The sequence below is a fragment of the Curtobacterium sp. PhB136 genome (assembly GCF_004346855.1).
Classification (GTDB): Bacteria; Actinomycetota; Actinomycetes; order Actinomycetales; family Microbacteriaceae; genus Curtobacterium.
Genome location: NZ_SMGH01000009.1, coordinates 96,487 through 118,139, shown reverse-complemented (window position 1 = coordinate 118,139; position 21,653 = coordinate 96,487). Strand labels below are relative to the sequence as shown.

Sequence of the window (21,653 nt, the reverse complement as noted above, 5' to 3'; positions counted from 1 at the left end):
AACGATAGAGGGCCGTGGGGTCGCTGGCGAATCCTGTGACGCGCATCCGCGGAACGTTTACGAACCCGTTACACGCCGGTGGCCCGGAGGGGCCAGGATCAGACCGACGGATGCGCGTGCGTGTCCAGGGAGGACGGGCTGCGATGGCGAGCTTCACACGCGGGTTCGGCGGACGACGGCGGGGCGACGATGCCGGGTCGGTCGACGCGTCCCGGATCCCACCCGGCCAGACCCTGGTCCGCGACTGGCCCGTGCTCTCCGCCGGAGCCACACCGGACATCGAGCCCACCGACTGGAGCTTCTCGATCCGCACCGAGTCGGGCCTGCACGAGTGGACGTGGGACGAGGTCCGGGCGCTCGGCGTCGAGGACGTCACCGTCGACATCCACTGCGTGACGCACTGGACCAAGCTCGACATGCCCTGGCGCGGGGTGCCGCTCGACAAGCTGTTCGCGGACGTGGAGACGTCACTGGACTACTGCATGGTGCACAGCTTCGGCGGGTACGCCACGAACGTGCCGCTCGACGAGCTGCTCGACGGGCAGGCCTGGATCGCGTTCGAGGCCGACGGGGAACCGCTCGAGCCGGAGCACGGCGGGCCGGCGCGGCTCCTCGTGCCGCACCTGTACTTCTGGAAGAGCGCGAAGTGGGTGCGCGGGATCGTGATGCAGTCCTCGGACGAGCCCGGGTTCTGGGAGAACGCGGGCTACAACCTCCACGGTGACCCGTGGAAGGAGGAGCGGTACTGGTGACGGTGCCCTCGTCCGTCGTGCCGCCTGGCACCGCCGGTCTGGAGGCGGGGGTCGGCTCCGCACCGTCCGCGCCGCCCCGCAGACGGCCGGCCTGGCACGCCGCGACCGTCGCCGCCGTCTCCCCCGAGACCCCGACCGCCCGGCGGATCGTCCTCGACGTGCCGACCTGGCCCGGCAACGACCCCGGTCAGCACCTGGACCTGCGACTCACCGCCGAGGACGGCTACCAGGCCACGCGCTCGTACTCGATCGCGTCCGCCGGCGACTCCACCATGGTCACCCTGGCCGTGGACCGCGTCGACGACGGCGAGGTCTCCCCGTTCCTGGTCGACGCGGTCGAGGTCGGGGACGCCCTCGACGTGCACGGCCCGCTCGGGGGCTGGTTCGTCTGGCGACCGGACACCACCGCACCGACCCGTCCCGTCCAGCTGATCGCGGGCGGGTCGGGCATCGTGCCGCTCGCCGCGATGGTCTCCGCGCACACCGAGGCCGAGGACCCGACCCCGTTCCGGCTCCTCTACGCCGTGCGGACGCCGGACGACGTCTTCTTCCGGTCCACACTCGACGCCGCACGCGCCGGCACCGCGCCGTTCACCGACGCGATCGTGTACAGCCGCCGGGCGCCGGACCCGACGCTGCCGGTCGGGCGGCTCACCCGGGACGCCCTCGCCGCGGCGGTGTTCCCGCCGGACGCCGGTGCCCTGGTGTACGTCTGCGGCTCGACGCCGTTCGTCGAGCAGGTCCTGCGGTGGCTCGGCGAGCTCGGGCACGACACGACGGACGTCCGCGCGGAACGGTTCGGAGGCAACTGATGACCCTGTTCGACGGCAACGCGCTCGCCGGGGACCTCGTCGACGTCCTCGGTCCGGACGCGACCTCGGCCCGGCTGCGCTGCGCCGGGTGCGGTTCACTCGGCGTGCTCGGGCGGGCGCGGACGTACCGGACCGCGATGGGCTCGGTCGCGCGGTGCGTGGACTGCGACAGCGTGCTCGTGACGGTGGTGACCGACGGCGCGCGGCGGTGGGTCGCGATGCCGGGCGTCCGGGCGGCGCTGCTCTGAGCGTCTCGAACCACGATCGCCCCGAGAATCCGACCCCTGAAACCACGGGGCCCTGAAACCACGGCGCCCTGAAACCACGAATGCCCCGATGGAGGTCAGGGCTTCGTAGGGGGCCGGGTGGAGCCGGCGGTTCCCGAGCGGATGACGAGATTCGAACTCGCGACCCTCACCTTGGCAAGGTGATGCGCTACCACTGCGCCACATCCGCATCGCGTGACCTGTCGGTCGCGCTCGGATGACTATACCCGTGTTCGCTCCGAGGGCCGACTCGGAGCCGGTACCGGGCGTGTCCGTGTTGACTCTGGTGCATGAACGACTTCGTGAAGGAGACCGGCGGCGGCAACCCGGACGAGCCCGACTCGCACGGCGTGGACCTCGTCGACGGTGACGGTCCAGCGGTCCGGATCCTGGTCCGCGGTGACCTGCCGCCGACCATCGAGCACGACGGCCGGACCTGGGCGGCGACCCGGCAGACCCACGATGCCGGCGACGGCCCCGCGATCGCCGTCTACCACCCGGCCTGACCCAGGGATCAGCGCTTCGTGCGGTCGAGGTTCAGGGTCTCGCCGGCCTGCAGCTCGTACGCCAGCCCGAGGGCCTGTCGCGCGCTGAGGTAGTGCAGGTCGCTCACCGTCACGCCGAACCGCGTCGCGACGTCGGCCAGCCGGTCGCCCGCCGCCACGTGGTACCAGCGCGGCACACCGCCCGCCGACTCGACCGTGCCGGTGGCACCGCTCCGGGGGCCGGTGTCGACGACGTGCAGGTCCGGGTGCCGGTCCGGCGTCGACCAGTGCAGTTCGCTGACGCCGAGCACCTGCCACGGCGACGTCTCGGGTCGGTTCACCAGCACCGCGGTCCGCAGGAAGCTCGGGTCGTCCCCGGCCTCCTGCAGTCGGAACCGTGCGTCCGGCACCTGGGCGGTCTCCCCCGGCGCGCCCCAGGCGTCGTAGCCGAAGCTCACGCCTTCGCTGATCGTGTCGCCCACCTGCTCGTCGAACTGCCGGAAGAAGACCGCGAGCGGTTCGCCGAGCGTGGAGCGGTACGCGGAAGTCTGCACGACGTAGTCGTCCTGGCCGGTGGCGACGACGCGGAGGTGGATCGATGCCCGGCCGTCGGCGGACGCCAGGTCGGTGTCGAGGACGACGGTGCCGGCGGCGGGCGCCGGGGTCGACGGGCTGGTCGGCGTGGTGCTCGTCGGGCTGGTCGGCGTGGTGCTCGTCGGGCTGCTCGGCGCGGGGTTCGTGGCCGTGGCGACCGCCGGCATCGCGGTGCTGGTCGTGGCGCACCCGCCGAGCGCGAGCGCCACGATCGTCAGTGCTGCGGCGCCGAGGAGCCGCCTCCTCGTGGATGTCGTCGACACGACCGTCATCAGTTCCCCGTTCCCGCCCACCCGGTGCTGCTCCACATCCTGCCCGATGACGCCCCACCCCGCCACCGAGTCCCAGCCGATGTTCTCACCCGCTCCGGGGGAACCGGCGCACCCGGGCGAGCCGTATCCTGCCGTCCCACGGACCCGGGAGGCGCGATGCAGGATCTCGTGAGCGGGCTGCTCAAGGACTCGTCCTTCGGTGTCTGGGACGTGATCCTGGCCGCCGTGGTGCTCGTCGCGGGGTGGTTCGCGTCCGGGTGGGCGCGGCGGGGCGTCGCGGCGGCGCTGTCGAAGTGGAGTGGCCTCGGCCCGAGCTCCACGAACCTCGCCGCGCGGTTGGCGCGGTACGGGATCATGCTGCTGACGATCGGCATCGTGCTCACCGTCCTCGGTGCGCCCCTGCAACCGGTGCTCGCCGCCGTGATCATCATCTCCGCCGTCGCGTTCCTGGCGCTCCGGGGCATCGCCGCGAACTTCGGTGCCGGACTCGTCATCCAGGCCCGCCGCCCCGTGCACATCGGGGACTCGATCGAGCTCGAGGGGGTCGAGGGCCGCATCATCGAGCTGACCGGGCGTGCCGTGCTGCTGCGCACGTCCGACGGCAAGACGATCCGGATCCCGAACACGATGCTGCTCGAGCACCCGCTCTGGAACGCCAGCGAGACGGGCGCCGTCCGGAGCGAGGTCCGCGCGCGCATCCACGGCAGCCCGGACCTCGACGCGGTCTGCCCCGCGGTCCTCGCCGCCGTCGCCTCCGTCGAGCACCGGGGCGCGACGGACCCGGAGATCTTCCTGCACACGCTCACCCCGGCGTGGGCGGACATCAGCATCCGCTTCTGGTCCTCGTACGAGGACCGGGAGGTCTCGCGGTCCTCGGTGGTCCGGGCGGTCGCTGCGTCGCTCGGCGCCGCCGGGTTCACCTGCTCCGTCTCCTCGGACCCGCCGCGGTTCCTGACCGCCCTCGTCGACGCGATCGACTGAAGCCCGGCCCCGACGGCGGACGATCTCACCCGTTTCGGGGGTGCTCGACGGTGGCGACGGCGGCGAGCCTCATCGTGCAGACCGACCACGAGGAGCACCCCATGGCGAAGCAGTCCGCGACGACGCGGTGACGACGCGGACAGCGGTCCGCAGCGCGTGGTTCGCTCCCACCCTGCGTGGCTACGACCGCGCCTGGCTCGGCCGAGACGTCGTCGCCGGCCTGAGCGCGGGTGCGGTCGTCGTCCCGCAGGCGATGGCGTACGCGACCATCGCCGACCTGCCGGTGCAGGTCGGGCTCTACACGTGCATGGCGCCGATGGTCGTCTACGCGCTCCTCGGTGGATCGCGCGCGATGAGCGTGTCGACCACGTCGACCATCGCGACGCTGACCGCCACCACGTTCGTCGCCGCCGACGTCGCGGCGAACGCCGACGATGCACCCCGCGCACTCGCGACACTGACACTCATCGTGGGTGTCGTGCTGGTCCTCGCCCGGTTGCTCTCGCTCGGCTCCCTCGTCGAGAACATCAACAAGGCGACCCTCGCCGGCGTGCAGATCGGTGTCGGCGCCACGGTGGCCGTCGGTCAGCTGCCGAAGCTCCTCGGACTCACGGACGACCCGACCGGCCGGGGGTTCATCCGCTCGCTGGTCGCGGTCGTCGAGGCGGTCCCGCGTGCGAACGGCCCGACCGTCGTGCTCTCCGTCCTGTCGATCGCGGTCCTGTTGCTCCTCCGGCGGTTCGCTCCGCACTTTCCCGCTCCGCTCGTCGTCGTCGCAGGGGGCATCATCGCGTCAGCAGCCCTGCACCTGACCGACGTCGGTGTGGAGGTGATCCCGGCGGTCCCGAACGGGCTCCCGATGCCGGCGGTGCCGGACCTGACACTCGTTCCCGGCCTCCTCCCCGGTGCGCTCGGGATCGCGACGATGGCCTTCCTCGAGTCGGCCGCCGTCGCGCGGGGCATCCGGGCTCGGAGCGAGCCGCAGATCGACAGCGACCGGGAGCTGCTCGCGACCGCGGTCGCGAACCTCGCCGGCTCCGTGACCCAGTCGCTGCCCGCTGCCGGCGGGTTCTCCCAGAGCGCCGTCAACCAGCGTGCCGGTGCGCGCTCACAGCTGTCGACCCTGGTCACGGCGGCGCTCGCGGTCCTCGTCGCGCTCGTCCTCGGGCCGGTCCTCGCGCTGATGCCGACCGCGACGCTCGCAGCCCTGGTCGTCACCGCGGTCGTCGGGCTCATCGACATCGCCGAGCTGCGCCGGATGGCGCGGATCAGTCGCCGGGACTTCTGGCTCGCGGTGCTCACTGCGGTTGTTGGTCTCACCGCGGGACTCCTCGGGGCGGTGCTCGTCGGGGTCCTCGGGACGTACGTCCTGATCCTGCGTGAGCTCCAGCGCGTCCGCCTCGTCCCGGGAGCGGTCGTCGGTCGCTCAGTGAGTGCGCGAGTCGACGGAGACGTCTACACCGCGAACGTGCTCGGGTACGAGAACGCTGCCATCGAGGTCGCCGAGTCCTCCGCCGGCGTCGACGCGCTCGTGCTCGACCTCAGCCGCATGCGCGCAGCGACCGTGACGATCCTCGATGCGCTCAGGGACCTGGACCAGGAGCTCGAGCAGCGGGGCGTCACACTGATCCTCGTCGGACTCGACGGACCTGCGGCGGACACGGCGTCGCGGAGCAACTGGTTCCGTGGGCTCGTCGGACAGCACCGCGTCTTCCCGAGCGTGGAAGCAGCGCAGGGTGCACGCCGCGATGTGTCCTGACGGCGGTCAGGCGTCCCAGGCCACCCGGAACCCGATGTGCGTCGCCGCGGAGTCGTCGCTCTGGGGTGAACGTGCAGCAGGACGGTAGCGCAGGCAGTACTCGGGGGCGCACAGGTGCGAGCCGCCCTTGAGCACCCGCATCGCGGGTTCCGCAGCCGAGCCGTCGGCAGTCATGCCGTGGTGCGCGTCGGCCGGACCGCATCCGCAGTGCTCCCCGCCGGTCGCGGTGCCCGGCTCGTGCCGGGCGGTGTACGGGGTGTCGGTCCACTCCCAGACGTTGCCGATCATGTCGACGATCCCGAGCGGGTTGGGCGGGAACGAGCCGACCGGCGAGGTCCCCACCCACCCGGCAGCGCCGGTGTTCCGGTACGGGAACGCACCCTGCCAGGTGTTCGCCATGGTCGCGCCCCCGGGGTGGGCGTCGGTCCCCCAGGCGAAGGGCCAGTCCGGTTCACCACCGGCCTTGGCGGCGTACTCCCACTCCGCCTCGGTCGGCAGCCGACCGCCGACCCAGGCGGCGTACGCCGCGGCGTCGGCGTGGGACACCTGGACGACCGGGTGGTCGTCGAGGCCGCCGACGGAGGACTCCGGGCCGCGCGGGTGCCGCCAGTCGGCGCCGGCCTGCCACCTCCACCAGGCCCGCCAGTCGCGGAGATCGACCGGTCCGGCCGTCGGTGTGAAGACCAGGGACCCCGCCAGTCGTTCATCCGCCGCGAGGTCGGGGAACGCCTCCGGCGACAGCGGGCGTTCCGCTTCCGTGATCCACCCCGTCGCGCCGACGAACGCCGCGAACTCCGCGTTCGTGACCGGCTGGGAACCGAGGCGGAAGTCCGGGACCGTCCGCTCGTGGACCGGGCCCTCGTCCGGGTAGAAACGGTCCGATCCCATCAGGAATGCTCCGCCCGCGACGTCGACGACCTCGACACGAGTCTCCATGGTCAGACTCTCCGACGACCGGGCGGCGGCGGGGTCACCCGGATGGGGTGATTGTTCCCGCCTGACACCAAGTTTTCCTCGCAGAACCTCCGTCCTGCCCCTATCGTGAGCAGCACATCACGCCTTTTCAGGGAAAGGCTCGACATGTACGCCTTCAACGAGACCAGGAGCACCGCCCGGGCGAACGACACACCGAACGGTGGCTCATCGGCGCAGCACGCCGGAGGTCGCCCGCTCGAACGCCCGCGGCTGCTCGACCAACTCGACCGTTTCCGGCGATCGGACCGCAGACTGCTCACGATGTGGGCTCCGGCCGGTGCCGGCAAGACGACCGCGCTCACGAACTGGGCCGACCGGGTGCGCTCCGACGGCGACACCGTGCGCTGGCTCGGCGCGACGGACCTCCTCGCCGACGAACCGATCGCCGAGGACTGGTTGTTCGTCGACGACGTCGACCGGCTGCTCGGCGGCCTCGGCGTGCCGCCGCTGATCCGGCTGATCACCCGGAGCGGCCCAGGGGTCCGCTTCGTCATCGCCGGCCGGTACGAGCCGAGCGGGTTCGCGGCCGTGACCGACGCCGCGGGCGGACGGTCCGTCGTTCCGACCAGGGACCTCGCGTTCGACGTCGAGGACACACTCGCGCTCGCCCTCCGGTTCGGCCTGGTGCTGCCGATCCAGGACGCCGAGACCCTCACGGCACGGACCGCCGGATGGGCGGCCGGCCTGGCGCTCGCGATGCCGTACCTCCTCGAGCAGCGCGATCCGGCCGCCGCGGTCGCCCGGTTCGGTGGCGACCAGCACCAGGTCGCCGACTACCTGGTCGTGCGGGTGCTGGACGCCCTCGACGAGGACGACCGTGAGGTCCTGATGCGGGCGGCGGTCGGCACGGACGTCCCCCTCGCCCTCGCCGTCACGCTGACCGGCCGCGCGGACGTCGGTGCGGTCCTGCACCGACTGAGCGCCCGGAACGTGCTCGTCAGCGCGAGTCCCGACCACGACGGGTTCCGGTTCCACCCGATCCTCGCCGGGTACATGCGCGCCGAGTTCCGTCGGCGGGAGGAGTGCGGCGCGGTCCGGAACCACGTCGCCGCCGCCGGGTGGTACGAAGCGCACGGCGACCACGTCACGGCCCTGGAACAGGCGCTCCTCGCCCGCGACCAGGACGCACTCCGCACGCAGATCGAACACTCCGGCGGAACCCTCCTCATGCAGGGCAGGACCGCGATCGTGAGCACCGCGCTCCGGGCACTCCCGCCGAGTCAGGACACGCTGGCGACGCTCACGCTCCGCGTGGGCATGGACGTGCCCACCTTCCCGGACCGCATCGGCGCCGAGGAACGCCTCGCGCAGGCGGCGGCCCTCCTCGCGTCCGCGGAGCCGGAGGTCGCCGACCACTGGCGGCCCGTGGTCATCGCGCTGGGCTCCTTCCTGATCGAGGATCCCGACGCGGCGACGGTCCGCCTGCGCGAGCTGGGCGACTTCATGCGCAGCACGCCGGTGGAGTCGCTCGACGTCGCACTGCTCCTCCGGTCGGCGGTCGCGTGGTGCCTCGTCGTCATGAGGCGCCGCGCGGACGCCGAGCAGCTCCTGCGCTCGATCCAGGGTGCAGCCTCCCGAGCGGGGTACTCGTGGGTGTTCCTGGTGGCGGCCGACACCGCCGCGACCCTCGCCGTCCGGTCCGGTGACTGGCGCACCGCGAGTGCGTACGAAGCGCAGGTGGACCAGGTCCCGTTCGACACGACGCCGCCCTACAACCGTGCGACCGCGCGAGCGCTGCTCGTCTCCACGTCCCGCGCCTACGCACGCTGTGAACCGGTGTCCTTCACGGCGCTCCACCGCATCGACGCGGCCGATCCCGTCGGCAGTGAGCTCGGCCTCCTCTTCCACATCCGGGCGCTGCTGCTCGTGGCGACGCTCGACGCGTCGCCGGCACCACGTGACGCGCTCGCCCGACTGGTGCAGCTCGTGCGGTTCGACGGGCGGAACCACCCGCGGATCGTCGCCGCTGTCGCCGTGCGCATGCAGAGCTGGTCCGCCGCGCTGCACGGTGCGCCGGCCGCGACGGAGATCCGCCGCGTGCTCGCCGACGTCCTCGGCCCCGACTCCCTCGAGCTGAACACCCTCCGACTCCTCGCCGGCACCCGGAACGACCACGTCGTCGAGCACGCTGTGGTGGATACGCTCGACGGCGACGACGCGGCGTGGTCCGGGAGCAGCATCGTCAACGCACACCTGGCGCTCGCATCGCACGCGTGCGTCCACGGCCGCGTCGCGGAGTCCGCCGAGCGGGTGCGGCGTGCGCTCGACGTCAGCGAGGAGTTCGGCTACGCGCGTGAGTTCCTCGCCTGTCGCGGCGCCGGCGCACAGCTCGTGTTCCGCCACCGTGGTTCCTACGGCGCACTCGAGCCGTACGCGGACCACGTCCTCGCACTCGCCGAGCACGAACGCATCGGCGTCGGCCAGGAGCACCCGGACGCGACGGTCCCGCTCACACCGAAGGAGCAGGAGCTCCTGCTCGAGCTCCCCGCCCACCAGACGGTCGCCGAGATCGCCGCGAAGCACCACCTCAGCGTGAACACCATCAAGACGCACCTCCGGAGCATCTACGGGAAGCTCTCGGCCACCGGCCGCACCGAGGCGGTGAGCGCCGCGCGTCGACGCGGGCTGCTCTGATCCGCCGGACCTCACCCGGTTCAGGGGAACCGGGCAGTCCCGCTCCGGCGGGATGATCGTGGCCTCACGACGAGCTGGAGGGTGACGATGAGCCGCTACGAGGTCCGCCTGCCGTACACGCTGTCGGAGACCCTGACGGCGGCGTTCCCGGAGTTCGAGCTGTTGCCGATCGGTCCGGCCGAGACACTGCTGGTCGGCGACCTCGACGACCAGACCCAGTTGCACGGGCTCCTGGCGCGGCTCGCCGACCTCGGGCTCGACATCGCCGAGCTCCGGCAACTCCGCTGAGGGACGTCAGCGACCGAGGGCGGCGACCGCTGCGCGGTTGCTCGTGAAGAACCGGCTCTCCCCCACCAGGTCGAAGTGTTCGAGCTCCGCCTTGGTCGACGCTCGCGCGCGACTGAACGCCACCTCGACGCCGTTCTCGCGCGCCCACGCGAAGGCCTCGGCGGCGACGTCGGCCGCCGTGGTGTCGATCGCCGTCACGGCACCACAGTCGAGCACGATCGCGTGCGCTCCCGCCGCCGTCCCCGCCGTCACGCTCGACCGCACGGCGCTCGCGAACAGCTGCGCGTTGCCGAAGAACAACGGTCCGGCGAAGCGGAGGACGATGACCCCCGGTGCCGACGTGACGCTCCCGTCCCGTGCCGCGCGGAAGACGTCGACCGGTTCCCCGTCCGGCACGAGGACGTCCACCGGTGGGTTGGCGGCGGACCGGATCACGTTGATCAACGAGAGCACGAACGCGATCACGACGCCGATGATCGGCCCGAGGAGCAGCGCGCCGAGGAAGCAGACCGCGGCGATCGCGAACTCGAACCGGCGGAGGCGCCAGAGGCGCGCGAAGTCCCGGATGCCGAGCAGCGGGACGACGGCCACCGCCACGATCGCGCCGATGGCCGGCGACGGGATGTCCTGCAGCAGCGCGGTCCCGAAGCAGACCACGAGGAGGGTGAGCACCGCCGCCACGAGGGCCGGGAGCTGTGTGCGTGAGCCGGTCTGGTCCATCGCCGCCGTCCGGGACGCCGACGACCCGACCGTGAACCCGCCGGTCAGCCCGGAACCGAGGTTGGCGGCCGCGAACGCGAAGAGGTCGCGGTTCGCGTCGTCCGGGAGGTCGTGCTTCTCCGCGTAGCGGCGGGCCACGAGCAGCCCCTCGGCCATCGCGACCAGTGTCAGTGCGACGGCGCTGGGGAGCACCTGGACCCACTGGTGCCAGGAGATCTGTGGCCACGTGAACGTCGGCGGTCCGGCCGGGACGTTCCCGAGCACCGACACGCCGGCGTCGTCGAGGCGGAACACGACCAGGACGAGGGTCGTCACGACGAGCACGACGAGCGCCCAGGGCACCGCGCGGAAACGTCGGCCCACGATGAGGATCACCACGGACCCGGCGGCGAGGCACACGGACCACACGTTCACGGTCCCGAGCCCGGCGAACAGCTCACCGAGCCGTGGGATGAACTCGTCGCCGCTGTCGACCTTGACGCCGAGCATCTTCGCCACCTGGCTCAGCAGGATGTCGAGCGCCAGGCCGCCGACGAACCCCACCAGGATCGGCGCGGACAGGAAGTTCGCGAGGAACCCGAGCTTCAGCACCGCGCAGAGGGCGAACACGACCGCCCCGACGAGCGCCTGCGCCAGCGCGAGCTGCACGTAGGACGCGCTGCCGGCGGTCGCGAGTCCCGCGAGCGAGGACCCGACGAGCGCCGCGGCGGCCGCGTCCGGCGAGGCGACGAGCTGCCGACTCGATGCCAGCAACGCGAAGAGCACCCCCGGCACGATGAGGGAGTAGAGCCCGGCGGTGGGCGGCAGGCCCGCGATCTGCGCGTACCCGATGTTGAGCGGGATGGCGATCGCCGCGAGCGTGATGCCGGCGAGGGCCTCGGTGCGCCACGAGTGCCGGTCGAGTCCCGGGAGGATGCGCATCAGAAGGCCCCGATCCCCTTGCCGATGGTCGTCACGCCGATCACCAGGAGCAGGACGGCCATGATCGTCGCGTTGTTCGCGGTGAGCCAGTCCCGGAGGGTGCCGAGGGCACCGGCGACCCGGTCACCGGCGACCAGGAACACGACGACCGGCACCGCGATGCTCAGCGACGCGATCACGATGAAGACGACGAGCGCCCAGACGGTCGGGGCCGCGTCGGCGCCGCTGGTCCCGACCGAGACGCCGGCGGCGACCGCCATCATCAGGTTCTTCGGGTTCACCGCGGCGAGCAGGAACGCGAGCCCCGCGGCCCGGCCCGGGGTCATCGAGTCGATCGCCGCCATCCACTTCGGCGGCGACGCGGTGGTTCCCGGCGCCGGTCGGCCCCGCCACTGGTGGACCGCGAGGAGCACCAGCAGGACGCCCAGCACCAGCTCCACGATCCCCGCCACCGGCTTCGACGCGTCCGGGTCCGCGGCGGGGATCGACGAGGACAGCAGCGTGACGACGATGACCGCGATCGCGATGCCGGCCACCCAGCCGACCATGAACGCCGTGGCCACCGTCCTCGCGCGGGGCGAGAGGAGCATCAGGATCGCGGCGATGATCGGGAGCGGACTGATGGCGATCGTGACCGCCTGGGGCAGGAGTCCGCCGATGAGGGATGCGGTGTTCACGGTGTGCCCTTCGTCGTCGTGCGGGCGTTGCCCGTCGCTCGTCTGGCCGCACGCCGCGAGGGCGGGCCGAGTCCCGTGACGTCCCCGAGCGCGGGGCGGATCCACCGCGCGTCCGGGTTGGCGTCGACGAGGACCGCACGGACCAGCAGGGTCAGCGGGATCGCGAGGATCGCACCCATCGGCCCGAGGACTGCCGACCAGAACACGACCGAGAGGAACGCGATCGTCTGGTTGAGGGAGACGGCTGACCCCACGATGTGCGGCTGCAGCCCGGACTGGATCACGCCGTTGATCACCGCGTAGACGACGATCACCACGATCGCGTTCTGCCACCCGTTGGCGAGCAACGCGAGGATCACCGGGGGGATGATCCCGATCCAGTACCCGATGTTCGGGATGAACCCCGTGATGAAGGCGAGGAGTCCCCACAGCGCTGCTCCCGGGACCCCGAGGAGCACCAGGGCCAGCGCGTCGAGGGCGGCGACCGCCGCGCCGAGCACGGCTGTCACGACCATGTACCGCCGCACGCTCACCGTGAAGCCGGCCAGCGCCTCGACGAGACGGGGACGGGCGGGGCGCAGCCGATCGGCGATGAGTCGTCCCCACCCGGCGTCGAGCGTCATGAAGACGATGAGCGCGAGGACGACGACCAGGCTGACCCCCAGCCCGAAGACGCTGCCGACCAGGCCCGACACCGCACCGACGACCTTGCCTGGGTCGAACCCGGCCAGGAGCGTCTGCACCTGCTGCTGTCCGACGCCGAGCGAGGTCAGCCAGTGCCCGAGCTGCTCCTCGAAGGCGTGGATCTGGTCCGCGTACTTCGGGAACAGCGTCGCGAACTGGGCGACGGAGACCACGAGTGCCAGGGAGAACCCGACGAGCAGGACCAGGATCACGACGATGACGACCGCCGACGCGAGGCTCCGCGCGAGCCCGAGTCGTTCGAGGAAGACGCGGGCTGGCTGGACGCAGATCGTCACGACGAGGGCCAGCACGGTCGGGCTGATGATCCCCGCGAACCGGGCGGTGCCGACGGCGATGACGACCGCCGCCGCGAGGCCGACCATGATGCGGAGACCCCGACCCGCCCCCGGCGCGCGCTCCGTGGTGTCGTCGCTCGTGCTCGCCGGGGGTCCCGCGGGACGGGATCGGTGCTTCCAGAACGGCACGGCGCTCAGCTCCCTTCGGTTCCGACGGTGGACACGGTGCCGGCCCCGACCTCCGGCGGTCGGGCGACCAGCTCGAGGACGGCGACCACCACGAGGGCACCGACCAGGGTCCACACGATGAGGGCCGGCTGGAGCGGCCGGTGGAGCAGGATGATCGCCGCCGCCCCGAGCGCGACGAGCGTGCGGAGGAGCACCCGCGCGCGGTACAGCTCCACGCCGACCCGCCCGGTGCTGACCCCGTGGGACTCGGCCCAGGCGCGGAGCGTCGTCGCCCCGCTCCCGAACCCGCGTCGCAGCCACTGCGCGGAGACCGTCGACCCGCCGAACCACGCGACCACCGCGACCGCCAGGGCGAGGACCGTGCCCGCGACCGCAGCACTCAGTGCGAACGCGGAAACGCTGTCGTAGATCGCCCTGGCCGCGTTCCGCGGCATCAGGTCCGGTGCCAACGCCCGGACGGCCAGGACCCGTCCCACGCCGAGGGCCGCGAGCGTGGCGAGCATCGCGAGGGCGACGCCGACCGCCCCGAGCGTCAGGGCCCTGGCGCGTCGCCTGGCCATCACCACGCCGATCCCGATGCACGCGACGACGAGCCACGGGAGCCACGCCGCGGTGACCTGGACGAGGGTGTAGGCCGTCTGGGCGCGAACCGCGGCGTCGGACGTCGCGATGACGATCGTGCGGTCGACGGCCGGGATCCGGGCGGCGAACGTCAGCCCGCGGTCGACGAGGCGCTGTTTCACCTCGGCGACCACCGGGCCGAGCTGGACGCCGATCGATCCGTCCTCGCCGATCGCGACCGCCGCCTTGCGATCGCCGCTGAGCGACGCGACCAACTGGGTGTGCCCGGTCCGGAGGAGCCCGTTCCACATCGTCGCGAACTGGTCGGAGGCGACGAACCGGTCGACGGTGCTGCTGATGAGGTCCTGGATGCCGGCGGTCGCCGGTCCCTCGAGCGCCGTCAACGCGCTCTTGGCGCGCGGGGGGAGGTCGAGCTGCGCGATCCCGTCGAAGACCGTCCCGGTGAGGCCGGCGACGTCGAGCCGCTCGTCGATGACGTCGACGGTCCTGCTCGCGATGAAGGTCTGCACCGCACGGTCCCGCGCGAGCGGGCCGAACGTGGCGACGAACGCGTCCGTCGAGGTCACCTCCCGCTGTGCCCACGTCGTGATCACCGCGACCGGGGCGAGCACCGCACCGATGATGATCAGGGCGGCGGACGGGATCGCCCATCCCCATCCGCGTCGACGAGGGGTCTCCTGCTGCCCGAGCCGGTCGCGGAGCGTCGCGTTCTCGGCTCGGAGTGCGGCGAGTTCGTCCTCGATGGTGGTCATGCTGCGTTCCTCTCGGGGCACTGTCAGGAGATCAGGGCAGAGACGGCCTTCTGCAGCTGCAGGGCACCGATGACGAGGATGAGCGCGGCGTTCAGCACGTTCGTGTGCCCCGCGATCCAGGTCCGCAGTCCTTCGAGCAGTGGTGCAGCCGCGTCGCCGCGGGCGAGGACGAAGCAGACCGGGACGACGATCGGGACGACCGCGACGACGACGAACCCGACGGCCACCGCGGCGCCAGCGCCGAAGGTGACCGGAGCGCCGGCGACGTCGATGCCGGCGATGATCGCGCACGACGCATCGACGGGGTTCACCGCGAAGATCCCGAAGCCGAGCGCCAGGGAACGTCCCGGCGAGAACTCGCTGACCTTCTGCAGCCACCCGGGCAACTGCGGGGTCGCGGCCGCCACCTGTTCGGGCGTGGACGCCTCCGACATCTTCTGCAGGTCCTTCCCGCCGCGACGGAAGACCCAGACGGCGGTGAGGATCAGGACGACCGCGATGACCAGGCGGACCACGCCCGCCCAGAGCGGAGCGTCGGTGCGGGGGTGGAAGTCGATCGCGGTGAAGACCGCCACGGCGACCCCGGTGACGACGACCGTCGCGAGCAGCCAGCCGGTGGCGAAGGCGATCCCGTTCGCCCGGTACCGCCGTGACAGCAGCTCGGCGACGAGCGCCATGATCGCGAGCGGGCTGAGCAGGATCCCGAGGGCCGGTGCGATGAGTCCGAGGATGAGCGCACCCATGGTCCGGCCCTCCCTGGCTCAGCGAGCGCCGGTCATGTCGTGCGCGAGCTCGTGCTCGTCCGTGGCGGAGAGCGAGGTCTGCACGATGGTCCCGTTGAAGCGCGACAGCGCCTCGCCGAACTTGTCCTCGGTGATCTTCGTCGCGTAGATCACGACTGCCGATCGTCCGTCTGCGACGGCGGACTTCACACGGTCGCGGAACTCCGCGTTCAGGCCGGTCTTGTCGAGGCCGGCGAACAGCGCGCCGAGCGCGCCGCCGATGACCAGTCCGAAGAACGGCACGAAGAATAGGAGCCCGAGGAGGGTGCCGAACAGGGCACCGCCGGCGGCTCCGGCGCCGACGTTGCCCGCCGGTCCCGGGGTCTCCACGTGCGTCTTGCCCTTGTCGTCGACGTGGACGAGCGCGAGGCCCGCGAGTTCGACGACGAGGTCGCTCTGGAGCTGTTGCACTTCCTCGTACGCGGCGACGGCGTTCTTGTCGTCCTCGAACGAGATCACGATGAGGTCTGCCATGGTCGTTTCCTTCGGTTGTTGGCGGTCATCACTTGGTGTAGCGGTTGACGCGCACCGGACCGGCGGCGTCGATGATGCGGTGTGCTTCGTCCACGGTCGCGGCGTCGCCGTGGACGACCACGAGGTAGCGGTCGGCCTTGAGGTCGTCCTCGTACTGCGGGATCTCCTCCTCGGGGACTGCCAGGCCGATGAGCGCGCCGAGTCCTGCGCCGATGCCGGCGCCGACGAGCGTGCTCGCGAGCCACCCGGCGGCGGCGACCCAGCCGATGCCGGGCAACCAGACGAACCCGAGGAGGAGCCACCCGGTCAACGCTCCCCAGAGGGCGCCCCAGCCGCCGAAGGTCCCTGCTTCGTTTCCGACCGGGATCCAGCCGTGCACCTTCTTGTCGTCCTTCACGCCCTTCCCGACGATGGAGACGACGTCGTCGCCGTACCCGGCGTCCTTGAGGGCCTTCGCGGCGCCGAGCGCTTCGTCGCTCGACGCGAAGACGCCGACTGTCGAGTCGCTTGCGGTGGTCGTCGTTGCCATGGGATGTCCTCCTGTGGTGTCTGGTGTCTGGTGTCTGGTGTCTGGTCTCGAGGGGTCGTCAGCCGCTGATCAGTCGCTGCTTCGCGGCGGCGAACTCGTCGTCGCTGAGCAGCCCCTGCTGCTTGAGCTGGCCGAGTCGTTCCAGTTCGGTCATCAGGTCCGGCGCGGCGGGCGCCGGCGCGACCGGTGGGGCCGGTGGGGCCTGCGCGGGAGCCGGTGGCGCCATCGGCACGGTCTGCTCGGCGTCCCACGCGTCGGCCGAGGCGCGTTCGTCCGCGGCCCGCTGCTGGCGGTTCCGCATCGCGCCGCCGACCGCGGACGCGGTCCCCGCGACGACCGCGGTCCGGGCGGCGAGCCCGAGGAGTCCTGGTCTGCCGAATCGTCGGTACAACATGGGGTCTCCTAGCCGATGTGCGCCGCTGCGGCGAGCTCGTTGAGTGCTGGTGCCGGAACGCGTGTGCTCCACAGCAGGTGGCTCCCGCTGTCGGTGAACCGCTCGGCGAGGGCCTTCGCCCAGAGCTGTTCGATGACGACGATGGCCGCCGACGTGCCGGGCTCCAGCGATTCCGCGACCTCGTCGATGTCGTCGTTCGCGGCGAGCCCGCGGGCCTCGAGCTCGACCGGCCCCGAGGAGCCCGGGATCGCGACCGGTGTGACGTCGTCGATCTCACGGACCCGGACGGACCCGTCCTCCGCCTTCGTGATGAGGAGGAGGTCGAGCAGTCGCACGGTGTCCGATGCGATGAGGTCGGTCAGTGCACCGAGCACCGCGGTGTCCGGCAGGTCACCGCGGTACGCGGCGACGAAGACCTCGGCCGGTCCGTACGCGAAGGTGGTGGTCACGGTGTCACGCCGCCGCGTGTGCCGACGGACGCGCGGCACCGAGTGCGTGCGCCTTGATCGCGTCGAACTCGGCCGGCGTGATGGTGCCGGCGTCGAGCAGTGCCTGGGCCTTCGCGATCTCGTCCGACGGCGAGCTGCCGGCGACACGACGGATGTAGCCCTCTGCGGCTTCCTGGTTGCGCTGCGTCGCCGCGGCACTCCGTTCCGCCATGCCGCGACCACGCGCGATCAGGTAGACGAACACCGTGAGGAACGGTACGAAGACGAGGAAGAGGACCCAGACGGCCTTCCACCACCCGTTGAGCTCGCGGTCCCTGAAGAGGTCGGCGATGACGGAGAACAGCGCCATCAGCGCGGCGACGAACGTGAACGCGAGGAACGCGTACCAGACGATCGCCCAGAATGTGGTCCAGAAGTCCATGACGGATCCCTCCCTGAGTTGATGGGCCCAGGTCTATCCGGGACCGGACACCCGGAGGACCACCCCAAGCGGGTGATTCCAGGCGTGCCGGGCACTCACCCGGCCCGGGTGATGCGGCCCCGTACCGGCAGCGCGACAGTGGCGCCATGAGCGATCACGAGACGACGGTCAGCACACCGGACCTGCCGCCGATGGCAGCGATCCCCGGCCTCTTCGACGACCTCGACCACCAGCTTGCGTGCCTCACCTACCTCTGGGCGTTGCCGATCGTGTCGTACGCGCACTGGAGTGCGGTGCACCGAGACGTCTTCGGGGCATCGGACCACGATCTGGTGCACTACGTCTCGTACCGCGACCGGCTCGGGATCATCACCGCGAACGCGACCACCCCGTACATCCTGAACTTCTTCGACCTGTCGGCGACCGGTCCGCTCGTGATCGAACTGCCACCCGGGCCGACCGCCGGCGGGATCTCCGACTTCTGGCAACGCGAGGTGGCTGTCCTCGGCGAGATGGGCCCGGACGCCGGTCACGGTGGCACGACCCTCGTCGTCGGACCCGGCCAGGGCGTCCCGCCACACGACGACTCCTGGAACGTCGTGCACTCGACCGGGGTCAACATCATGTTCGGGTTCCGCACCCTCGATCCCGACCCAGCCCGAGGCGCCGCGTTGGCCGGTGCGGTGCGCGTCCACCCGCTGTCCCAGCACGACGACCCGCCGGTCACGAGACTCGTCTCGCCCGCAGGACGTCCGTGGTCCGGAGACCAACCGCGCGGACTGGGGTACTGGGAGTCGCTGCACGCCGTCTACCAGTCCGAGGTGGTCGACGAACGCGACCGGTTCTTCCTCGCGATGATGCGGCAGCTGGGGATCTCACCGGGCGAGCCCTTCGCGCCCGACGACCGGCTCCGCGCCGTCCTCGAGCGCGCGACGTCCGACGGCGAACGGATGGCGCAGGCCAACACGTTCGCGAAGCGCTTCCCGGGCGCGCGGTACTGGCCGGATCGCCGGTGGGACACCGCCGTCGTCCTGTCGCGCTCCGACCAGCGCGGTCCCTGGTACGACGAACTGCTCGAGCGGGCGTCGTGGTTCTACGAGGCCGTCAGCTTCTCCTCGGCGATGAAGAGCACCACCCCGGGGAAGGGCCAGGCGTACCTGGGCGCCTACGTCGACGCCGAGGGAGCGTGGCTCGACGGCGGCGCCGCGTACACCCTGACCGTTCCGCCCGACGTCCCCGCGGCGCTCTTCTGGTCCGTCACCGTCTACGACGTGGCGAGCCGGTGCCTCATCGACAACGCCCAGCAGCGCGGGGACCGCGGCAGTCGTGACGCGGACCTCGTGGTCGAGTCCGACGGCTCGGTCGTCCTGCACTTCGGCCCCGAAGCGCCGGCCGGCCGGGAGTCCAACTGGGTGCAGACGATCCCCGGTCAGCACTGGTTCTCGTACCTGCGTCTGTACGGGCCCCTCGAGCCGTACTTCGAGCGCAGCTGGACCCCTGGCGACTTCACCAGGATCTGACGTCGGCCCATGCTCGCCGCGATCGGTCAGGTGCTGCCACTCGCGATCGCGGGTGCGCTGAGCTCCGTCCCGATCGCCGGCGTCCTGACACTCCTGCTCGGCGCGCGACGACTCGGCCCCGCGATCCTCTTCGCCCTCGGGTACGTGGCGACGGTCTTCGTGGCCACTCTCGTCGCGACCGCACTGTTCTCGACGGTCCTCGTGCCCGACCTCCACCTCGGCAAGGACCCGACCCTCGGCGTGTTCGAGCTGGTGCTCGGCGGCGGGGCCGTCCTGGCCGGCGCCGTGCTGTGCTCCCGCCCCGCGCGGACCGAGCCGAGCCGGATGAGCACCGTCCTGTCCGCGGCGCTCGGCACCGTGCGACCGGGCATCGCGTTCGCCGTCGGCGCGGTGCTCGCGGTCCGGCCGAAGGCCCTGCTGCTCGCTGCCGGTGTGGGGATCGTCCTCGCGCCGGCGGACGTCGCGCCGGGACCCGCCGTGGCGCTCCTCGCCGTGAGCGCGGTGCTCACCGCGGGAACGGTCATCGGGCCGATCGTCTTCGCCGTGGTGGGCGGCGACTCCGCCCGCGGACGGCTCGAGGAGATCCGAGCCTGGTCGGGCCGGAACTCGCGGGCGGTGACGCTCGTCGTCCTGTTCCTCGTCGGCGCGGTGCTCGTCGGCGACGGACTCGGGCGCTTCTGACGCCGGGGACCGCCCCACCGGGATCCGCACCGGCGAACTCCGCTCAGGACGGCGCTCAGGACGGCACTCAGGCCGGGAACACGGTGTCCCAGTCGTCGCGGACGCTCACGACCGTCACGTCGCGGTCGGCGGCCTCGGCGAGCATCGCCTCCGCGCCGCGGTCGTAGGGCTCGTCACCCCGGCCCGTCGTGTCGTCGTGGTGGACCAGCAGACGCAGTCCGGCGGCACCGGGCAGCGTGTACTCGAGCATCTCCCGGTCGCCGTCCGAGTTCCCCACCGCCACGGCCGGACGTCGACCGATGCGGCTCCAGATCCGGACCGGTTTCTCCGGACCGTCGTCGAAGAACGCGAGCGCGTCGACGTACCGCACTTCCCCGTCCACGTATTCGAGGCCCATCGCCGACCCGACCACGCGCTCCGCCGGGATGTCGTAGTTCACCTCGGTCATCGGCCGCATGAAGTCCCGCTCGCCGGCCGACACCACGTAACAGGCGAACCCGTGGCTCCGGAGCACCGCGATGAGTTCGACCATCGGCTGGTACACGGTCGCCGAGTACGGGGTGCGCAGCACCGGGTGCTCGGCGGTGGCGTAGAAGTCCGCGACCAGTTCGCCGTACCGGTCGACGCTCATGCCCGCGGTCACGTGCACGACCGCGCCGAGCAGCAGGCGCAGGTCGGTGTCGTCCCCGGCGGCGTGCGCATCCACGGCGTTCCCGATCCACCGCAGATCCCCGGCGAGGGCTGCTGCGTACGGCTGGGTCCCGGCGAGTTCCGGGTCGTTGCGCGCGGCGTCGGCCCACTGCGCGACGAGCCACTGCAGCTGTGTCGGGACCGGCTTCTCCGTCCACAGGGTTCCGTCGTTGTCGAACACCGCGATGCGGTCCGCCGGGTCGAGCGCGTCCGGCCCGCTCGTCGCCCGCGCGATGAAGTCCTCGATCGTCGTCCGTGCGGCGCCCGGGCGCCACGATGTCAGTTCCGTCATGGGGCGATGGTCCCCGACCGGCCTCCTGCGCGCCTCACCCGTTCCGGGTGCTCGTTCAGCGCATCCAGTCCTGCTGCGCGGTGTCCTCGCGGACACCGGCGGCCACGGCCACGGCACGCACCCGCTCGGTCAGTTCGTCGCCGCGCAGGTGCTTCGGGAACCCGATCACCGTCCGGTACAGCGGCAGGTCGATCGCCGTCCACTGCCCGTTGTCGACGACCACCCGGAGTGCGTCGACCTTGCCGAACGCGTACCGACCGGCTGCGGTGGTCTCCCCGTTGCCGACCGAACGGACCACGGCCCGCGGGATCCCGAGCAGCAGCCGCGGGGTGCTCCCGCCGGCGTACAGCCCGATGCCGTTGTGGTCCGCGACGAGCGTCGCCGACCCGCGCCGGGGCACGTCCCCGGTGAGGTCCGTGCCGAGCATCGCCGCGGTCCGGCGGATCTCCGTCGCGAGGTCCTTCTTCAGCAGCACGGGTGCCAGGTGCGCACCGGGGTGCAGCTGCGCGAGCGCGGCCTCGCGCCGACGCACGGTGGCGTTCTGGAACGCGAGGACGATCTCGAGGAGCGCGAAGATCCCGACCGCGTAGAGCGCGAGCGTCCCGGCCACCGCTCCGGTCGACATGCCGTCCTCGTGCTCGCGCCACGCCAGGAAGCCGAAGCGCAGCACGAGGTAGCCCCCGACCACGAGGATGCCGATGAGTCCGCCGCGTCGCCGACCCGGTGCGTTGTTGTTCCCCACACCGCGACCCTAGGCCTCCCGCACGCGGTGCGGGAGGCCC

At 71.8% G+C, this 21,653-nt stretch carries 24 protein-coding genes and 1 tRNA gene; 10 read left to right on the top strand and 15 right to left on the bottom strand.

The features are described from left to right. Positions 1–143: 143 nt before the first annotated feature. Genes EDF27_RS16390 through EDF27_RS16380 form a run of 3 tightly spaced genes read left to right on the top strand, consistent with a single transcriptional unit; the run spans position 144 to position 1,812 of the window. Positions 144–752, top strand: a complete 609-nt coding sequence (locus EDF27_RS16390; protein WP_132050005.1) for a molybdopterin-dependent oxidoreductase — start codon at positions 144–146, stop codon at positions 750–752. Then, positions 749–1,564, top strand: a complete 816-nt coding sequence (locus tag EDF27_RS16385; protein ID WP_243698395.1) for an FAD-binding oxidoreductase — start codon at positions 749–751, stop codon at positions 1,562–1,564. The genes EDF27_RS16390 and EDF27_RS16385 overlap by 4 nt, the downstream gene beginning before the upstream one ends. After that, positions 1,564–1,812, top strand: a complete 249-nt coding sequence (locus EDF27_RS16380) for a DUF6510 family protein (protein ID WP_132050003.1) — start codon at positions 1,564–1,566, stop codon at positions 1,810–1,812. The genes EDF27_RS16385 and EDF27_RS16380 overlap by 1 nt, the downstream gene beginning before the upstream one ends. A 136-nt stretch (positions 1,813–1,948) precedes the next feature. On the opposite strand, the gene EDF27_RS16375 is transcribed toward EDF27_RS16380, so the two are convergent. Continuing rightward, a tRNA-Gly gene (locus tag EDF27_RS16375) sits at positions 1,949–2,020 on the bottom strand. Between the two features lie 100 nt (positions 2,021–2,120). On the opposite strand from EDF27_RS16375, the gene EDF27_RS16370 reads away from it, so the two are divergent. Further along, the gene (locus tag EDF27_RS16370; RefSeq protein WP_123653390.1) at positions 2,121–2,336 is read left to right on the top strand and encodes a hypothetical protein; all 216 of its coding nucleotides are present in this window, start codon (positions 2,121–2,123) and stop codon (positions 2,334–2,336) included. A gap of 8 nt (positions 2,337–2,344) precedes the next feature. Here EDF27_RS16370 and EDF27_RS16365 read toward each other — a convergent pair whose 3' ends face one another. Further along, positions 2,345–3,181, bottom strand: a complete 837-nt coding sequence (locus tag EDF27_RS16365) for a LysM peptidoglycan-binding domain-containing protein (protein ID WP_132050001.1) — start codon at positions 3,179–3,181, stop codon at positions 2,345–2,347. A gap of 156 nt (positions 3,182–3,337) precedes the next feature. Here EDF27_RS16365 and EDF27_RS16360 point away from each other — a divergent pair, with 156 nt between their 5' ends. Together EDF27_RS16360 and EDF27_RS16355 are read left to right on the top strand one after the other, a co-directional pair. Further along, positions 3,338–4,162: a mechanosensitive ion channel family protein gene (locus tag EDF27_RS16360; protein WP_123653388.1), complete on the top strand. Its 825-nt coding sequence runs from the start codon at positions 3,338–3,340 to the stop codon at positions 4,160–4,162. Between the two features lie 127 nt (positions 4,163–4,289). Further along, entirely contained in the window at positions 4,290–5,921 is a 1,632-nt protein-coding gene (locus tag EDF27_RS16355; protein WP_123703667.1) for a SulP family inorganic anion transporter, read from the top strand. 6 nt (positions 5,922–5,927) lie between these two features. On the opposite strand, the gene EDF27_RS16350 is transcribed toward EDF27_RS16355, so the two are convergent. Next, positions 5,928–6,857 carry an SUMF1/EgtB/PvdO family nonheme iron enzyme gene (locus EDF27_RS16350; protein ID WP_123653386.1) on the bottom strand — a complete coding sequence of 310 codons (930 nt, stop codon included), beginning with the start codon at positions 6,855–6,857 and terminating at the stop codon, positions 5,928–5,930. A 144-nt stretch (positions 6,858–7,001) separates the two neighbouring features. Between EDF27_RS16350 and EDF27_RS16345 the strand changes: the two genes are divergently transcribed. Continuing rightward, positions 7,002–9,530 (top strand): LuxR C-terminal-related transcriptional regulator, encoded by a 2,529-nt coding sequence (locus tag EDF27_RS16345; RefSeq protein ID WP_123653385.1) that lies wholly within the window; start codon positions 7,002–7,004, stop codon positions 9,528–9,530. Positions 9,531–9,617: 87 nt separating this feature from the next. Beyond that, positions 9,618–9,818, top strand: coding sequence for a hypothetical protein (locus EDF27_RS16340; RefSeq protein WP_123653384.1), 201 nt, complete (start codon positions 9,618–9,620; stop codon positions 9,816–9,818). Positions 9,819–9,824: 6 nt separating this feature from the next. Here the strand turns inward: EDF27_RS16340 and EDF27_RS16335 are convergent, their stop codons facing one another. The 10 genes from EDF27_RS16335 to EDF27_RS16295 are packed head-to-tail and all read right to left on the bottom strand — an operon-like array spanning position 9,825 to position 17,688. Continuing rightward, a complete protein-coding gene (locus tag EDF27_RS16335; protein WP_123653383.1) occupies positions 9,825–11,459 on the bottom strand; it encodes a SulP family inorganic anion transporter in 1,635 nt (544 codons plus the stop codon). Further along, positions 11,459–12,136 (bottom strand): GAP family protein, encoded by a 678-nt coding sequence (locus EDF27_RS16330; RefSeq protein WP_123653382.1) that lies wholly within the window; start codon positions 12,134–12,136, stop codon positions 11,459–11,461. Before EDF27_RS16330 ends, EDF27_RS16335 begins: the two co-directional genes overlap by 1 nt. Then, positions 12,133–13,305 (bottom strand): AI-2E family transporter, encoded by a 1,173-nt coding sequence (locus tag EDF27_RS19835; protein ID WP_165931542.1) that lies wholly within the window; start codon positions 13,303–13,305, stop codon positions 12,133–12,135. The genes EDF27_RS16330 and EDF27_RS19835 overlap by 4 nt, the downstream gene beginning before the upstream one ends. A gap of 5 nt (positions 13,306–13,310) precedes the next feature. Beyond that, positions 13,311–14,639: a hypothetical protein gene (locus tag EDF27_RS19830; RefSeq protein WP_165931541.1), complete on the bottom strand. Its 1,329-nt coding sequence runs from the start codon at positions 14,637–14,639 to the stop codon at positions 13,311–13,313. Positions 14,640–14,662: 23 nt separating this feature from the next. Next, positions 14,663–15,382, bottom strand: coding sequence for a GAP family protein (locus EDF27_RS16320; RefSeq protein ID WP_123653381.1), 720 nt, complete (start codon positions 15,380–15,382; stop codon positions 14,663–14,665). An 18-nt stretch (positions 15,383–15,400) separates the two neighbouring features. After that, positions 15,401–15,895: a DUF1269 domain-containing protein gene (locus EDF27_RS16315; protein ID WP_123703680.1), complete on the bottom strand. Its 495-nt coding sequence runs from the start codon at positions 15,893–15,895 to the stop codon at positions 15,401–15,403. Between the two features lie 28 nt (positions 15,896–15,923). Further along, positions 15,924–16,424, bottom strand: a complete 501-nt coding sequence (locus EDF27_RS16310) for a DUF1269 domain-containing protein (protein WP_123653379.1) — start codon at positions 16,422–16,424, stop codon at positions 15,924–15,926. A 58-nt stretch (positions 16,425–16,482) separates the two neighbouring features. Next, positions 16,483–16,818: an SHOCT domain-containing protein gene (locus EDF27_RS16305; RefSeq protein WP_132049999.1), complete on the bottom strand. Its 336-nt coding sequence runs from the start codon at positions 16,816–16,818 to the stop codon at positions 16,483–16,485. Between the two features lie 8 nt (positions 16,819–16,826). Continuing rightward, on the bottom strand, positions 16,827–17,267 hold the full coding sequence (locus EDF27_RS16300) for a DUF6325 family protein (protein WP_132049997.1): 441 nt from the start codon (positions 17,265–17,267) through the stop codon (positions 16,827–16,829). 4 nt (positions 17,268–17,271) lie between these two features. Further along, complete coding sequence (locus EDF27_RS16295) at positions 17,272–17,688, bottom strand: SHOCT domain-containing protein (protein WP_123703686.1); 417 nt, start codon at positions 17,686–17,688, stop codon at positions 17,272–17,274. Positions 17,689–17,834: 146 nt separating this feature from the next. On the opposite strand from EDF27_RS16295, the gene EDF27_RS16290 reads away from it, so the two are divergent. Then, entirely contained in the window at positions 17,835–19,208 is a 1,374-nt protein-coding gene (locus EDF27_RS16290) for a DUF1254 domain-containing protein (protein WP_132049994.1), read from the top strand. 9 nt (positions 19,209–19,217) lie between these two features. Beyond that, positions 19,218–19,889 carry a GAP family protein gene (locus EDF27_RS16285; RefSeq protein ID WP_123653374.1) on the top strand — a complete coding sequence of 224 codons (672 nt, stop codon included), beginning with the start codon at positions 19,218–19,220 and terminating at the stop codon, positions 19,887–19,889. 67 nt (positions 19,890–19,956) lie between these two features. On the opposite strand, the gene EDF27_RS16280 is transcribed toward EDF27_RS16285, so the two are convergent. Then, positions 19,957–20,871, bottom strand: a complete 915-nt coding sequence (locus EDF27_RS16280; RefSeq protein ID WP_123653373.1) for an HAD family hydrolase — start codon at positions 20,869–20,871, stop codon at positions 19,957–19,959. Positions 20,872–20,926: 55 nt separating this feature from the next. Beyond that, positions 20,927–21,613 carry a hypothetical protein gene (locus EDF27_RS16275; protein WP_123653372.1) on the bottom strand — a complete coding sequence of 229 codons (687 nt, stop codon included), beginning with the start codon at positions 21,611–21,613 and terminating at the stop codon, positions 20,927–20,929. Positions 21,614–21,653 lie beyond the last annotated feature (40 nt).